The 14690-nt window shown below is 56.6% G+C and carries 13 protein-coding genes; 8 read left to right on the top strand and 5 right to left on the bottom strand.

What is annotated here, in order from left to right; translation table 11 throughout:
- The first annotated feature begins 56 nt into the window (after positions 1-56).
- From ACR0LZ_RS14550 to ACR0LZ_RS14535, 4 genes are all read left to right on the top strand, one after another.
- A complete protein-coding gene (locus tag ACR0LZ_RS14550) occupies positions 57-1727 on the top strand; it encodes an ABC transporter substrate-binding protein (RefSeq protein WP_480750559.1) in 1671 nt (556 codons plus the stop codon).
- Between the two features lie 141 nt (positions 1728-1868).
- Positions 1869-2915: an ABC transporter permease gene (locus tag ACR0LZ_RS14545; RefSeq protein WP_480750558.1), complete on the top strand. Its 1047-nt coding sequence runs from the start codon at positions 1869-1871 to the stop codon at positions 2913-2915.
- 12 nt (positions 2916-2927) lie between these two features.
- Positions 2928-4391 carry an ABC transporter permease gene (locus ACR0LZ_RS14540; protein WP_480750557.1) on the top strand — a complete coding sequence of 488 codons (1464 nt, stop codon included), beginning with the start codon at positions 2928-2930 and terminating at the stop codon, positions 4389-4391.
- 95 nt (positions 4392-4486) lie between these two features.
- Positions 4487-6574, top strand: a complete 2088-nt coding sequence (locus tag ACR0LZ_RS14535; protein ID WP_480750556.1) for a dipeptide ABC transporter ATP-binding protein — start codon at positions 4487-4489, stop codon at positions 6572-6574.
- 135 nt (positions 6575-6709) lie between these two features.
- Here ACR0LZ_RS14535 and ACR0LZ_RS14530 read toward each other — a convergent pair whose 3' ends face one another.
- The 3 genes from ACR0LZ_RS14530 to ACR0LZ_RS14520 all read right to left on the bottom strand — a co-directional run bounded on the left by ACR0LZ_RS14530 (position 6710) and on the right by ACR0LZ_RS14520 (position 9463).
- Positions 6710-7696: an MBL fold metallo-hydrolase gene (locus ACR0LZ_RS14530; RefSeq protein ID WP_480750555.1), complete on the bottom strand. Its 987-nt coding sequence runs from the start codon at positions 7694-7696 to the stop codon at positions 6710-6712.
- A 127-nt stretch (positions 7697-7823) separates the two neighbouring features.
- On the bottom strand, positions 7824-8786 hold the full coding sequence (locus ACR0LZ_RS14525) for a LuxR C-terminal-related transcriptional regulator (RefSeq protein ID WP_480750554.1): 963 nt from the start codon (positions 8784-8786) through the stop codon (positions 7824-7826).
- A 98-nt stretch (positions 8787-8884) separates the two neighbouring features.
- Positions 8885-9463: a lytic transglycosylase domain-containing protein gene (locus tag ACR0LZ_RS14520; protein WP_480750553.1), complete on the bottom strand. Its 579-nt coding sequence runs from the start codon at positions 9461-9463 to the stop codon at positions 8885-8887.
- A 190-nt stretch (positions 9464-9653) separates the two neighbouring features.
- On the opposite strand from ACR0LZ_RS14520, the gene ssb reads away from it, so the two are divergent.
- Positions 9654-10154 (top strand): single-stranded DNA-binding protein, encoded by a 501-nt coding sequence (gene ssb, locus ACR0LZ_RS14515; protein WP_480750552.1) that lies wholly within the window; start codon positions 9654-9656, stop codon positions 10152-10154.
- Between the two features lie 15 nt (positions 10155-10169).
- Entirely contained in the window at positions 10170-11246 is a 1077-nt protein-coding gene (locus ACR0LZ_RS14510; RefSeq protein WP_480750551.1) for a site-2 protease family protein, read from the top strand.
- A gap of 4 nt (positions 11247-11250) precedes the next feature.
- Here the strand turns inward: ACR0LZ_RS14510 and aroB are convergent, their stop codons facing one another.
- Both aroB and ACR0LZ_RS14500 read right to left on the bottom strand, forming a co-directional pair.
- A complete protein-coding gene (gene aroB, locus ACR0LZ_RS14505; protein WP_480750550.1) occupies positions 11251-12363 on the bottom strand; it encodes a 3-dehydroquinate synthase in 1113 nt (370 codons plus the stop codon).
- Positions 12363-12950: a shikimate kinase gene (locus ACR0LZ_RS14500; RefSeq protein WP_480750549.1), complete on the bottom strand. Its 588-nt coding sequence runs from the start codon at positions 12948-12950 to the stop codon at positions 12363-12365. Before ACR0LZ_RS14500 ends, aroB begins: the two co-directional genes overlap by 1 nt.
- 79 nt (positions 12951-13029) lie before the next feature.
- Between ACR0LZ_RS14500 and ACR0LZ_RS14495 the strand changes: the two genes are divergently transcribed.
- Both ACR0LZ_RS14495 and ACR0LZ_RS14490 read left to right on the top strand, forming a co-directional pair.
- Positions 13030-13179, top strand: coding sequence for a hypothetical protein (locus tag ACR0LZ_RS14495; RefSeq protein ID WP_480750548.1), 150 nt, complete (start codon positions 13030-13032; stop codon positions 13177-13179).
- Complete coding sequence (locus ACR0LZ_RS14490; protein WP_480750547.1) at positions 13169-14689, top strand: hypothetical protein; 1521 nt, start codon at positions 13169-13171, stop codon at positions 14687-14689. Before ACR0LZ_RS14495 ends, ACR0LZ_RS14490 begins: the two co-directional genes overlap by 11 nt.
- The last annotated feature ends 1 nt before the right edge of the window (position 14690 follow it).

Raw genomic sequence — 14690 nt, 5'->3', positions numbered from 1 at the left:
TCGCGCTGATATCCCGAAACCCTCCGCCATGGAATAAACGTCACAGGGAGACATTCATGACAAAAGAAACAATGACTGGAGCACCGGTACACTGGGCCGCCAAGATGCATGCTCAGGAATATCGCGATGGCAAGCTTAGCCGCCGCGAGTTTCTGACACGCGCCACCGGCCTTGGTGTTACCGCCGCCGCCGCCTATGGTATGATCGGCCTGCCCGCCCCGGCTTTGGCTGCAGGTGAGGATGCCAAAAAAGAAGGCGGCACTATCCGCGTTCAGACCGAAGTCCGCGCACTGAAAGACCCGCGCACCTATGACTGGTCACAGATCGGCAACTATAGCCGCGGCACATTGGAATATCTGGTCGAGTATAACTCGGACGGGACATTCCGCGGCATGCTGCTGGAAGGCTGGGAAATCAACGAAGACGCCACCGTTTACACCCTCAAGGTGCGCCCGGGCGTCAAGTGGAACAACGGCGAGGACTTTACCGCAGAACACGTCGCATTCAATGTAGACCGCTGGTGTGACAAGAGTTCGGAAACCAATTCGATGGCGGGCCGCTTTGCGACGCTGGTCGACAACGACACCGGCAAGGCGATCGAAGGCGGCATCGAAGTGGTGGACGCCCACACCGTAAAACTGAACCTGCCTGCATCCGACATTTCGTTGATCGCTGGCATGTCGGATTATCCTGCGGCAATCGTCCACCCGTCTTTCAGTGAAACAGACCTGCTGAACAACGTCGGCACCGGCCCCTACCTGATGAGCGAGCTTGAAGTCGGCGTCAAAGGGGTACTGGTCCGCAACGAAAACCACACCTGGTGGGGTGAAGAAGTCTTTGGGCGTCCGGCGCTCGACCGGATCGAATACATCGACTACGGCACCGATCCATCGGCTTGGCTGGCCGCGCTGGAATCCGACGAAGTCGACATGCTGTATGAATCGGTCGGCGAATTCATCGACGTGATGGATGGTCTGGGATATGTGAAATCCGAAGTGATCACCATGAGTTCGATCGTGATCCGCCCGAACCAGTTGGCTGAGGTCGACGGTAAGAAACCCTATGCGGACAAGCGCGTGCGTCAGGCCCTGCAAATGGCTGTCGATAATTCAGTCTGCCTGGAACTCGGGTATGGTGGCCGTGGTACGACAGCGGAAAACCACCATGTGGGCCCGATCCATCCTGAATATCCCGAGCTTCCGCCGCAAAAACATGATCCCGAAGGTGCACGCGCGCTGATGGAAGAAGCCGGCATGGCCGATTTCGAGCACGAGTTGATCTCGATCGACGACGACTGGCGCCGGAACACCACAGATGCGGTCGCAGCTCAATTGCGCGACGCGGGTATCAACGTCAAGCGGACTGTTTTGCCGGGTAATACCTTCTGGAACGACTGGACCAAGTACGCATACAGCTCGACCAACTGGAACCACCGTCCTCTGGGCGTCCAGATATGGGCACTCGCGTATAAGTCCGGTGAGGCCTGGAACGAATTCGGTTGGGCCAACGCTGACTTCGATGCGGTCTTGGCAGAGGCGTTGGCAATTGCCGATGCGGACAAGCGTCGCGAAGTCGCAGCGCGAGCCGCAGCCATCATCCAGGAAGAAGGCGTCACCATTCAACCGTACTGGCGGGCACTCTACCGCCATATGAAGGACGGCCTTGTCGGAACCGACATGCATGTCGCCTTTGAACACCACCACTACAAGTGGGGTTGGGCAGCCTGATCGATTGCCGAATCTGCACATTGAGGCGCGCGCGTTTGGTGCGCGTCTCATCCAGCCGCAGACAAGCCGGATGAAACCGGAATGTGAGAGGCCAGACAATGGTCCAATGATCTGCGGAACACCTGAACAACAGGGGCCATCATGGGACTCTTTTTCCTCAGACGGTTCGGGGTAATGCTGCTCACGGCATTATGCCTGACATTTGTGGTCTTCTTCTTGACCAATCTCTATCCAAACCTCGAGAAGCTCGCCAAGACGCAGGGCAACCAGCGTATGTCGGACGAACAGGTTGAAAACTGGCTCACGAACCGCGGGTATACCCAGCCGGTTTTGATCAAATACGGTCAGTGGCTTGGCGTAGCACCTGGATTTACAAACACGCTGGCCGACGGCCAGTTTGTCGGAACCTGCGTGCGGCCGGGGCAGACACCCGAAGAAACACCACGGTTCTGCGGTATTCTGCAAGGGGATTGGGGGTATTCAACCGTTTTCAAGGACGACGTTTCGACGATCGTTGGAAAGCGATTGGGTAATACGGGATACCTGATGATGTGGGTCCTTATCCTGATGATACCTTCCGCATTGCTGGTCGGTGTGCTGGCGGGCATGCGCGAAGGCTCGGCTCTCGACCGATCTCTTTCCACATTTTCAATCATTACCACGGCAACGCCGGAATATGTATCGGGCGTGATTTTTATCGCGATTTTCACCTCTTCCACCGTGGGTCTCAAGTGGTTCAAGGGAACCGCGACGCAGGCAATGGACGACCCGACCTTCGAGAACTTCTTTCTACCGGTGCTGACAATTTCGCTGTACGGCATGGGATATATTGCTCGGATGACCCGTGCATCGATGACAGAGGTGATGACGGCGCAATACATCCGAACCGCGCGCCTTAAGGGCGTCTCGTTCTCGAACATCGTTCTGAAGCACGCTCTGCGCAACGCATTAATTGCTCCATTTACTGTCATCATGCTGCAGTTCCCGTGGCTGCTGAACGGCGTGGTGATCGTGGAAACCCTGTTCAACTACAAAGGCTTCGGTTGGGCGCTGGTTCAGGCGGCGGGAAACAATGACATTCAGCTGCTTCTGGCCATTTCGGTTGTGTCGGTTTTTGTGGTGCTGGTGACCCAGCTGATCTCGGACATCGGCTATGTCTACCTCAATCCGCGCATCCGTATTTCGTAAGGGAGATAGATCATGGAACCTCTTAGCTGGACCGGCTCTATCGCCTTTCTCAACCCGCTTATCCAAATCGCGCTTGTGCTCCTCGCTCTTGCCATCGTGCTCTGGATCTTTGCCGGTATCTTTACGACCGAGGCCCCGGTAGTCGCCAACTCAGACGGTACGTTGCAGGCCACCGGCGGTCTTCGCGGGCTTGCGGAAACGGCTGTCAGATATTCCTTTATGGCGAGTATCGGATTGGCCCTAGCCTATCTTGTTCTGGGTGTGGTGATGGGCACCGGTGCCGGTATTATCGGAGCCATCTCGCAACAGTTCATGCCTGTTTGGATTGCCTTAATAATCCTGTTCGCGATGTCTATGGCATTCAAACGCCGCTTGGGCCTTTACGGTAAACTTTACGACAGTCCCATTGGAATGATCGGGTTTGGCCTGGTGATGTTCTGGGTTTTTACCGGGATCTTCGGTGCTTTGGACCTGATACTGACGCATGACCCGTTGGTGCAGGTCTCAGGCATGAAGAACAAGGTGCCAGGAACACCTCTTTCGGGTGCTGAAGAAGGTGAATACGCCTGGTACCTGCTGGGAGGCGACAACCTGGCCCGTGACGTTTTCAGCCGTATGGTAAAGGGTGCCTGGGTCGTTGTGCAGATTGCACCGCTGGCGACGTTGTTTGCATTTATGGTCGGCATCACGCTGGGCCTTCCCGCTGGATATTACGGTGGTCGACTGGATACATTCCTGTCGTTTCTTGCCAACCTGATCCTCGCCTTTCCTGTGATCCTGCTGTTTTACTTGCTGGTGACGCCAGAAATCGTCGCGACGGGCGTTCCGAACTATATGGCCATCGTTCTGTTCGTCTTCCCCATAATCTTTATTGGGGTGTTGCTGAATTCGCGATATTATACGCGCCCCAACTTCCGAACACCTCTACTGATTGGTGTCCTCGGCGTAGCGATCTGGTTGTATTTGTCCCTTGTCTCGACGGGTGGATATCTGATCAACACCAAGGACTATGCGATCTGGGGGCTGCCCACGTTTGTCGATCTGTTTGACGTTCCAGGCGGAATTCTTGTCGTGTTCGTCTCTGTCGTCTTCGTCAACTCGCCCACGGTGTTCCGCATCGTACGTGGTCTGGCGATGGACATTAAGACCCGCGACTATGTAGCTGCCGCCCAGACTCGTGGCGAAGGACCTTGGTACATCATGCTGTGGGAAATTCTCCCCAATGCACGTGGCCCGTTGATCGTGGATTTCTGCCTGCGTATCGGATACACGACCATCCTTCTGGGAACCTTGGGTTTCTTCGGGTTGGGCCTTCCACCGGAAAGCCCAGACTGGGGCTCGACGATCAACGAGGGCCGCAAGCTCCTGTCAATCTACCTCCACCCGGCTTTGCCGCCGGCACTGGCTCTGTTGTCGCTGGTTCTTGGATTGAACCTGCTGGCGGATGGCCTGCGTGAAGAAAGTCTGAAGGACTGATGTGATCGAGGCCGGGGGCCCTGCCCCCGGACCCCCGGAGTATTTTCGAAAAGATGAAGAAGGATCTATCCAGCTTTATCTGGGAGAACGACAAAATGAACAAAATGGCGGAATATGACGGCCCGATCCTGGAGATTGACAAGCTGTCGATTTCCTTCTTCACCCGCTTGCGCGAAATTCCGGCCGTGATGGATTTTTCGGTCAGTGTTCAGCCAGGTGAGGCTGTGGGGCTGGTGGGTGAATCCGGTTGCGGCAAATCTACTGTCGCCCTTGGCGTCATGCAGGACCTGGGCAAGAATGGCCGTATCGTTGGCGGTACGATCAAGTTCAAGGGACGCGATTTAAGTCAGATGAGCGCCGAAGAGCTGCGCGACATCCGCGGCAACGAGATCGCAATGATCTATCAGGAGCCGATGGCCTCGCTGAACCCGGCGATGAAAATCGGCAAGCAGCTGATGGAAGTTCCGATGATCCATGAAGGCGTCAGCACCGAAGAAGCCTATGCCCGCGCGCTGGAGGTGGTGACAGACGTGCGTCTGCCAGACCCCGAGCGGATGCTGAACAGCTTTCCGCACCAGCTGTCGGGTGGCCAGCAACAGCGGATCGTGATTGCGATGGCACTAATGTCGAAACCGGCACTGCTTATCCTCGACGAGCCGACGACCGCACTTGACGTGACCGTAGAAGCCGCCGTGGTCGAACTCGTCAAGGATCTGGGCAAGAAATACGGCACTTCGATGCTGTTTATCAGCCACAACCTCGGCCTGGTTCTGGAAACCTGCGACCGGCTTTGCGTGATGTATTCTGGCGAGGCAGTCGAGCGCGGCTCGATCAAGGATGTCTTTGACGAGATGCAGCATCCCTATACGCAGGCTCTGTTCCGATCGATCCCGTTGCCCGGCGCCGACAAGAATTCGCGCCCGCTGGTGGCAATACCTGGCAACTTCCCCCTGCCCCACGAACGCCCGCCCGGATGCAATTTCGGCCCGCGCTGCGACTATTTCGAGGAGGGCCGCTGCGACGCGCGGGATATCGTGATGTCAGTGGTTCCTGGCAATGACAGGCACCATACCCGCTGTTTGAAGTTTCAGGAAATCGACTGGAATGCCCCGATCACTGTCGGCGAACAGAAAGAAAAGGCCGCGATCGGCAAGACGGTGCTGAAGATAGACAACCTTAAAAAGTATTACGAGGTGGCGGCCAACGCACTGTTCGGCGGCGGCGAAACCAAGGTCGTCAAGGCCAACGAAACCCTGAGTTTCGAGGCCCACGAATCTGAAACGCTGGCCATAGTTGGCGAGTCGGGCTGCGGAAAGTCCACCTTTGCCAAGGTCCTGATGGGTCTGGAGACTGCCACAGACGGCCAGATCCTTCTGGATAATCGCAATATCGAACAGGTTCCGATCGAAGAACGCGATGCCAAAACGGTGGGTGAAGTTCAGATGGTTTTCCAGAACCCGTTTGACACCCTGAACCCGTCGATGACGGTGGGTCGGCAGATAATCCGCGCGCTCGAAATCTTTGGCGTTGGAAATTCTGAGGCCGAGCGCAAGAAGCGGATGCTAGAACTTCTCGACTTGGTAAAACTGCCCCGCGCCTTTGCCGACCGGATGCCACGACAGCTTTCGGGGGGGCAAAAACAGCGCGTTGGTATTGCCCGCGCCTTTGCCGGTGACGCGCGCATCGTGGTTGCGGACGAGCCAGTCTCGGCACTGGATGTGTCGGTCCAGGCCGCAGTGACGGATCTTTTGATGGAGATTCAGCGCGAGCACAAAACGACGCTGTTGTTTATCAGCCACGACCTGTCAATCGTCCGCTACCTAAGTGATCGCGTGATGGTGATGTATCTGGGCCATGTGGTCGAACTTGGATCAACAGATCAGGTCTTCAGCCCGCCCTATCACCCCTATACCGAAGCGCTGCTTTCAGCGGTCCCGATTGCCGACACTTCGATCGAGAAAAAGCACATCGTGCTTGAAGGCGACATTCCCTCGGCCATGAACCCGCCGCCGGGATGCCCATTCCAAACCCGCTGTCGTTGGAAATCGGAAGTGCCGGGCGGCTTGTGTGAAAAAGACGTACCTCCGGTCAAGATGCTGGAAGCTGGACATCAGATCAAATGCCATCTGTCCGAAGATGTTCTCGCCCGCATGGAACCGGTCATCAAGATCGCTGCCGAATAATAGCGCCCGAAAACGGACGCCACGTCAAAGGGCCAGGCAAAGCCTGGCCCTTTTCCGTTGCCCAAGAGTAGGAAGGAGTGAGAACGTCGTCCTGCTCGGATTGGAGAGCAAATCCGGCTGGGTCTGGTGGTTGATTTATCCGGTCGCCACGTTGCTGCCGAAATACATGAACTCTTGGTTCATGCCCGCGATTTCGCCAGCTTCGAGCGAGAGGCTGGCACTGTCGAGCATCTTGTAGCTCTGTTGTCCTTTCACCCACTCATCCGCCGATTGCAGCGTCGTCAGAGTATAAGACGTAACTTCGTTCAGGTAATGGGTCGGGATTATAATCTTGGGTTTCAGCTTTGCGACGATGTCATTGCCCTGCCCATAGCTCAGTATGTGCTGCGAGCCATCGACCGGAAGGGTCAGGACATCCACCTGCCCCACGGCATCCCAGAATTCCTGCGGTGGGTTGTGCCGATTGTCGCCCCAGATCAGAGTACGAATTCCGCCGGTTTCGACCAGATAGACCACCATATCCATATGACCCGGATTGTTCGGCGGGCAGGCGTCGACACCGAATTCGGCAAGCGCATCTGTCCAGCTATACCAGCCAGGAGCGACGCAGGCGTGCTTATCGGCAAATCCTGTGATCTTGATATCTGCGAACTCGAAGTTGCCGACCATCCGGTCCAGAACCATCGTCGAATTCGGCCGTTCAATGGCGTCGTGGTCGAAATGGGCGTGGGTCGACATCGTGATGTCCACTGGGATCTGCGGAAACTCATTACGGAACCAAAGCCCCCATGCGCCCGACGGGTCATCGCGCCATGGATCAAACAGCACCGTTGCGCCGCTGGGCGAAGTAATCTTGATGGCGCAATGGCCGAAATAGTCGATACCGACCGCACCGGTACTGGCCTGTCCGGTCGCTCCCTGCATCCCGATTACGCGATTATTGTTGCCCGGCTGCAACCACGCCTGCGATTGCGCTTGCGCAGGTTTTGCCCCTACCACAGCCGCACCGGCACTGACTCCGACTGCACCAGCTGCCATGAAGAACGAGCGGCGCGACAGGCCCGGTGCAAGATTACCCTTATCGCCCCTTAGCAACGTCGGCTTAAGATCCTTGCGATCCATATTCTTGTCTCCCTGTTGAATTCGACGACCAATTGCGGTCGTCTCAAACAGGTTAACAAGGTGGGACCCCGATGCTCAGACCGGAAAAATCGGGGGGTATTGCGGGGGAAATCCCCCTATTTCCTGTTCACGAAATCGCGAGCAGGTGGCTCCGCAGGTTTCGCCCCCGCCCCTCAAGACCAAGCTTGCGGCGAATGTTGTTGCGGTGGAAATCAACTGTGGACGTCTCGCGCGACAGAGCCTTGGCGATGTCTTTTGTCGTTTTACCCGACATCACCATCTGGGCGATCTCGATCTCCGTTGGAGTCATGACCGAAAACGCATCCGACAACTTGTCGGACATGGAGGAGGTGATTTCGCGAAGATTGCGCTCAGCCAGATCGAGATAGATTTCATATGCCTCGGACACGCCGGTTTGGCTTCGCAGTTTGTCGAGATAAGGCAAAACCATGCTTTTGACCTGTTCCAGAATCTCGGTATCCCGCTTTTTTCGCTCGTCTTCAACGCTGCTCAGCAGAACCCGCAGTGCAGTATTGGTTTCCTGCAACTCACGCGTTCGTTTCTGCACTCGGTTTTCCAGATGCACAAGCGTTTCGTTCAGCTTGCCCTCCAATTCCCGGCGCAGGTAAACCTCTTGAAGCAAGGCCAAATCCGACTCGACCATGCGTGCAAACTGATTCAGCCCTTCACGAAACAAAAGCGCCCTGCGGTTGCGCTGGCGGTCCAGCACACAAATGGTGCCAAAGAGTCCCCCATCGGGCCATTTCAGCGGCAATCCGATATAAAATGTCATTCCGTGTTCCAGATCTTCGTTGTCCCGCCAGTCGGGATCGCAGGCGGCGTCTTCGACGACCAGTTCCCCATCACGAGCCAACACTCCTTGACAGTAAAGCTTGGGATGCAGCCGGAACCCCATGCCAACCGGATAAGGATTATCTGGATTATCGGATGTCACCAACACGGTATGATCGGGTGCATCAGTTTTCATGATCAGACTGGCCGGAACATCTGCAAGCCGGGCAACAAGATCGACCAATTTCTGCCAGTTGGCCAATGTTGCAGACGGGATTTCTGGGCGATCAACAGACATTAGGCGGCAACAATTCCCTTTTACAGACAGGAAAAATTGTAACCGCCACGGTTCAATCCAATCAAGGGGCAGACACGCCGCTCTGCAGCATGCAATCGTCAGCTGCCCCAAATCGCCTTAACGTAGTTGCGAGTTTCTTGATATGGCGGTACCCCGCCGTGTTTCTCGACCGCTTCCGGCCCGGCATTATAGGCCGCCAGTGCCAAGCGCCAGGATTTGAACTTGCGGAACTGCCAGGACAGATACCGTGCACCGCCTTCCAAATTCTGTTTCGGGTCATTCGGGTTCACACCCAAAAGCTGCGCCGTCTGCGGCATAAGCTGCGCCAGCCCCAACGCTCCCTTGTGCGACTTAGCATGTGGGTTCCACCCGCTTTCCTGCTGGACGAGACGAAGAAACAACTCCTCTGGAACATTGTGCAGGCGTGCAGCCGACCTCGCCATTTCCAGATACAGGCCCCGGTATTTCCCGGTGTAGCGCTTGTCGAAGCCACTATGCTCGCTTTTTGGTTTTAGCCGAGTGGAGTCCTTGTATTGAACTGCCGCTCGGCTATCTAATACCTTGGCCTGATTGCGAAATATGTCACGGCGATTTTTGGTCGACAACACATCGCTGTGCACCGGAGCCGATGCAAACAACAATGAACTAATCGCGATGCCGCTGAAAAGCCTGCGCATTCTACCTAGCCTGGTCGTTAAACCTCGGGCCGCAGTATAGGAGATTCGCGTTGAATTAAAAGCGGCGTCAGATCACTCTGTCATCACCTGTGCCATATCAACGGTGTTTTAACCATGTCACAGGACGTATAGGGTCACGTGGACGGATCGTTCAGATTCGCAGAGTATCGTAAAATGAACGGGGAAATACATGGCAGGCTCGGTCAATAAAGTCATTCTGGTCGGAAATCTGGGCCGCGATCCCGAGGTTCGCACCTTCCAAAACGGCGGCAAGGTTTGCAACCTGCGCATCGCGACATCCGAAACCTGGAAAGATCGTAATACCGGCGAACGCCGTGAGCGGACCGAATGGCATTCGGTCGCAATCTTTAACGAGGGTTTGGTCCGTGTTGCCGAACAGTACTTGCGCAAGGGTTCAAAGGTTTATCTCGAAGGTCAGTTGCAGACGCGTAAATGGCAGGATCAATCCGGTCAGGATCGCTATTCAACAGAGGTGGTTCTGCAAGGCTTCAACGCCACCCTAGTCATGCTCGATAACCGCGGCGAAGGCGGTGGCTATGGCGGCGGTCAGGCTGGTGGCGGATATAGTGGCGGCTACGGAAGCGGCCCTCAAGGTGATCCCTATGACGGCCCGTCCGGAAGTCCTGCCCCGGCCTCGGGCGGGATCGACGACGACGAGATCCCGTTCTAACAACAGAGGTTCAATATGACGTGGTCCTTCTCTCTCGGTCGCCTGTTCGGCTCGGAACTGAGGGTCCACATTACCTTTTTCCTTCTTCTCGCATGGGTCGGGTTTTCGGCCTATTCGAATGGCGGCATGCCCGCCGCCGTCGAAAACATCGCGTTTGTGCTGGCACTCTTCGCCTGCGTAGTAGCGCATGAATTCGGCCATGCCCTGACGGCTCGGCGATACGGTATCAAGACACCGGACATCACGCTTCTGCCCATCGGCGGGCTGGCGCGGCTGGAACGGATGCCCGAAAAGCCGATGCAGGAGGTTCTTGTCGCACTCGCAGGACCGGCTGTAAATGTCGTAATCTGGATGGTCCTCGTTTTACTTGGCGCGGGTATGGACGTCGAAACCCTGGCGCAGATCGACAACGCGCAGATCGACTTTCTCAGCCGGCTGGCTTTTGTGAACTTGTTTCTGGCGCTGTTCAACATGATCCCAGCCTTCCCGATGGACGGCGGGAGGGTGTTTCGCGCGCTTCTGTGCATGGCGATGGATCGGGTCAAGGCTACCCGCGTCGCGGCGTTGGCCGGTCAGATGGTGGCCTTCATGCTTGGCTTTGCGGGGCTGAGTTCGGGCAATCCGATCCTGGTTCTAATTGCACTTTTCGTGTTCATCGCCGCCAATGCAGAAAGTCAGGACGTAGCGTTGCGGGCCGTGGCGCGGCGAATGCTGGCCCGCGACGCGATGATCACAAGTTTCGAATCTCTTTCACCCACCGATACGTTGGGTACCGCAGCACAAGCCGTCATCCACACGACACAGCACGAATTCCCGGTTCTCGGCGCTTCTGGCGATCTGATGGGTTTCGTAACGCGCGGACGTCTGTTTGCTGCTCTTGCCGGGGATCACCCACGTTCAGATCCTGCGACCTCGATCATGGATGAAGAGATCCCGTCGGTCCATCTCACTGCCGGACTGGAAGAAGTCCTAGACGCTTTGCACCAAGGTGCACCCGCCATCGCAGTGCGCGCCGAAAATGGTCACATGGTTGGTTACATAACCCGTGAGAACATCGGAGAATTGATGGTCATAACGGGGCGGAAACACTGAAATATCAACAGTTCGCCAGCGCATCCTCAAGTAATCTCGAAACCGCGTCACGAGGCACATCCGAGGTCACGAAAGCGCTTCCAATCCCGCGAGAAAGGACAAAGTGAAGCTGCCCATCGATCACCTTCTTGTCCTGCGCCATCAAATCGACCAGAGCTTCGGCCCCGGGCAGGTCGCCGGGAATGTCGGCCAGGTCAGTCTTCATCCCCATCGCCTTGAGATGCGCCCGCACGCGGCTCGGATCTTCCTGTGAACACAGGCCCAGCCGCGCCGAAAGCTCGAAAGCCAACGCACAGCCGATGGCAACACCTTCGCCATGCAATAGACGATCAGAATAGCCAGTTGCCGCCTCCAGCGCATGACAGAACGTATGCCCGAGATTGAGCAAAGCGCGGTCCCCCTGTTCGGTCTCGTCACGCGCAACAATGTCGGCCTTCATCTGTACCGAACGGGTCACTGCCTGCACACGTGAAGCCATATCGCCACCGGACAGGACTGGACCATTGATCTCAAGCCAGTCAAAAAAAACCGCGTCGCCCAACAGACCGTATTTCACGACCTCGCCATAGCCCGCCAGGAAGTCTCGTGTCGTCAAAGTTCCCAGAACCGCGGTATCAGCCAGCACTAGCGAAGGTTGGTGGAAGGAACCGATCAGGTTCTTGCCCTGAGGCGCATTGATCCCCGTCTTTCCACCCACCGAACTGTCCACCTGCGCCAGCAGCGTGGTCGGGATTTGCACGAAACGCACACCGCGCCGCAAAACGGCAGCGGCGAACCCTGCCAGATCGCCGATGACACCACCACCAAATGCCACCACCACATCGCGGCGTTCGATCTTTTCTGCCAGCAACCATTCGACCGCTCGTTCGAAATGCGGCCAGCTTTTGGTGGCCTCACCGGCAGGCAACGCCAGTGATGTCATCTGGATCCCAGAGGCAGCCAAACCTGAACCCAACGCCTCGAGATGTAGCGCTGCAACCGTTTCATCGGTCAGAACCGCAACCTTCGGTCGCGTTAGCAAAGGTGCGATCCGCGCACCCGCGTGTGCCAGAAGGTCCGGGCCAATCTCCACGTCATAAGAACGTTCGCCCAACACGACATGTACGGTTTGATGCATTATTTCCGTTCCAGAACATCCGGGCGCGTCAACAAGGCTGACACCACCCGATCCACCATCTGTTCGATCGAGGTCTCACCATCCGAATCCGCGACCAGGTCAGCCTTGGCATAAATCGGCACCCGCGCATCATACAACGCGCGCAACGTCGCACGTGGATCAGAAGTGCGCAGCAAAGGTCGGGTATCTTTGTGCCGCACCCTGTTCCACAACACGTTCAGGTCCGCACGCAACCAAACCGACACTCCCCGGTCCGAGATCATCCGACGGTTGTCCTCACGCAGAAATGCGCCACCTCCGGTCGACAATATGCCACTTTCCTCATCCAGCAGACGGCTGATGACCTGGCTTTCTTTCTGCCGAAAGAACGGCTCCCCGTCGCGTTCGAATATTTCCGGGATGGTCATGTTGGCCGCCGATTCGATTTCGGCGTCGCTGTCAAGAAAGGGAACACCCAGTCGCACAGCCAAGGCCCGCCCTACAGCGGTCTTACCAGCCCCCATCATCCCCACCATAACCACTGTTTTGTGCAGGTCAAAGGCCAGAGTCTTACCCGTTCGGTCCGGATTATGCTTAATTTCGCTCATTTCACCGTGAATGACGTGATCTTGCAGAAAATGGAAGTTATAACTTGGGCAAAAGAGTAAATTGGGGCAGTGTCAGGCAATGAAGCGTCTAATCAAATTCGTAGTCTACGTCCTGTGTATCGTCTTCATAGGCCTTGTTGGCTATGCTTATCTGGGGCCTTTTTTTGGCGTGGATTTCTCGGCCAAACAAAGCGAGATTCACGAACCGGTGATCCTGAATGTTGACTAGGACCGCGCTTGTTGCGTTGCTCCTGGGTGGTACAGCGTCAGCACAGCAACCTTTGTCGGCCATCGACTGGCTGAACGACCCACCCCAGAACCTGCCCGGAACTGTGTTGCTGGAACCTCCAGTAACACAAACCGGCATACACCCCCAAGTTGAGGTCACTTCGCTACAGGCAATCTCGCGTCCGATCGGACTGGTGTCATCCAAGGTGACCGGGCTCCCTCCGGATTTGTGGCAAGGCAGCGAACCCGAGTATATCGCTGAAATGCTAACAAGCGTGCCAGTGCGCGATAATGCAGCGATGCAGCGGTTGCTGTTTACCTTGCTGCTGACCGAATCCCGCGCGCCTGCAGGGTCCGGTGCTGGCGAAACGCTGTTGTTGGCGCGCCTCGACCGCCTGATGCAGCTTGGCGCGACCGACCCGGCCCAGGCCTTGGCACAACTGGCCGGCCCGACGGATACGGTCGGACGCTTTGCGCGGTGGTTCGACGCTACTCTTCTGACGGGCGACGAAGATCGGAGTTGTTCGGCCCTGACCGCCCAACCCTACCTGTCACAAGACTATACCGCTCAGATTTTCTGCAAGGTTCGCCGAGGTGACTGGTCTTCAGCCGCGCTAACGCTCGAAGCCGCTCATGCGCTCGACCTTCTGCCACCCGATGAAATGGCCCTGCTCGACCGGTTTCTCAGCCCCGAACTATTCGAGGGCGCACCGCCACTACCTCAGCCACAGCATCCCAATCCTCTGACCTTCCGTCTTTTTGAGTCGATCGGCGAACGCCTACCCACGGCTTCGCTCCCCCGCGCCTATGCAACGGCGGATCTGCGTGACGTGGCGGGGTGGAAAGCTCAAATAGAGGCTGCCGAGCGACTGACACGGATCGGTTCGCTGTCTCCCAACCAGTTGCTGGGACTCTACACTGAACGTGCTCCGGCCGCATCGGGCGGCGTTTGGGATCGTGTTTCTGCCATCCAGCGGTTCGAGACGGCGCTGTCGACCGGAAACGCGACGGCGATTACTAAAACGCTTCCGGTCGTTTGGGTGGCAATGTCAGGAGTCGGTCTGCAAGTTGCCTTTGCCGATCTGTTCGCCGAACAATTGTCCGTCATGCACCTGCCCGATCCCAAGGTAGACACGTTGCGTTGGCGTATCCTTCTGCTCTCAGAAAATTATGAAACCGCTGCTCAGTCACAGCCAGACGAAAGTAGCGAAAACACCTTTCTTGCCATGCTGGCAAAAGGGCGACCATATCAGGCCACCGCACCTTCGGTCCGGGCGACGGCCATCTCCTCAGGGTTCAAACAGACAACACAGATCCCACCTGAGATCGAACAACTTTTGATCGAAGGAAGACTGGGTGAGGCAATACTTGTCTCTATGTCCCTATTCGCACACGGAGCGCGTGGCAACGTGGTGGACCTGACTGGCGCATTGGCAGCGTTTCGTCACGTTGGGCTGGAAGATACCGCTCGCCGAGCCGCCCTGCAGTTGTTGATCGTGAACGGAGCCTAAC

Source organism: Ruegeria sp. CI1 (genome assembly GCF_056536925.1).
This window is presented reverse-complemented; position numbering and strand designations above follow the sequence as displayed.

Bases quoted from the DNA above. Each gene is read 5' to 3' on its own strand.
- ACR0LZ_RS14550 (WP_480750559.1), top strand. From the start codon at position 57: ATGACAAAAGAAACAATGACTGGAGCACCGGTACACTGGGCCGCCAAG.
- ACR0LZ_RS14545 (WP_480750558.1), top strand. From the start codon at position 1,869: ATGGGACTCTTTTTCCTCAGACGGTTCGGGGTAATGCTGCTCACGGCA.
- ACR0LZ_RS14540 (WP_480750557.1), top strand. From the start codon at position 2,928: ATGGAACCTCTTAGCTGGACCGGCTCTATCGCCTTTCTCAACCCGCTT.
- ACR0LZ_RS14535 (WP_480750556.1), top strand. From the start codon at position 4,487: ATGAACAAAATGGCGGAATATGACGGCCCGATCCTGGAGATTGACAAG.
- ACR0LZ_RS14530 (WP_480750555.1), bottom strand. From the start codon at position 7,696: ATGGATCGCAAGGATCTTAAGCCGACGTTGCTAAGGGGCGATAAGGGT.
- ACR0LZ_RS14525 (WP_480750554.1), bottom strand. From the start codon at position 8,786: ATGTCTGTTGATCGCCCAGAAATCCCGTCTGCAACATTGGCCAACTGG.
- ACR0LZ_RS14520 (WP_480750553.1), bottom strand. From the start codon at position 9,463: ATGCGCAGGCTTTTCAGCGGCATCGCGATTAGTTCATTGTTGTTTGCA.
- ssb (WP_480750552.1), top strand. From the start codon at position 9,654: ATGGCAGGCTCGGTCAATAAAGTCATTCTGGTCGGAAATCTGGGCCGC.
- ACR0LZ_RS14510 (WP_480750551.1), top strand. From the start codon at position 10,170: ATGACGTGGTCCTTCTCTCTCGGTCGCCTGTTCGGCTCGGAACTGAGG.
- aroB (WP_480750550.1), bottom strand. From the start codon at position 12,363: ATGCATCAAACCGTACATGTCGTGTTGGGCGAACGTTCTTATGACGTG.
- ACR0LZ_RS14500 (WP_480750549.1), bottom strand. From the start codon at position 12,950: ATGAGCGAAATTAAGCATAATCCGGACCGAACGGGTAAGACTCTGGCC.
- ACR0LZ_RS14495 (WP_480750548.1), top strand. From the start codon at position 13,030: ATGAAGCGTCTAATCAAATTCGTAGTCTACGTCCTGTGTATCGTCTTC.
- ACR0LZ_RS14490 (WP_480750547.1), top strand. From the start codon at position 13,169: ATGTTGACTAGGACCGCGCTTGTTGCGTTGCTCCTGGGTGGTACAGCG.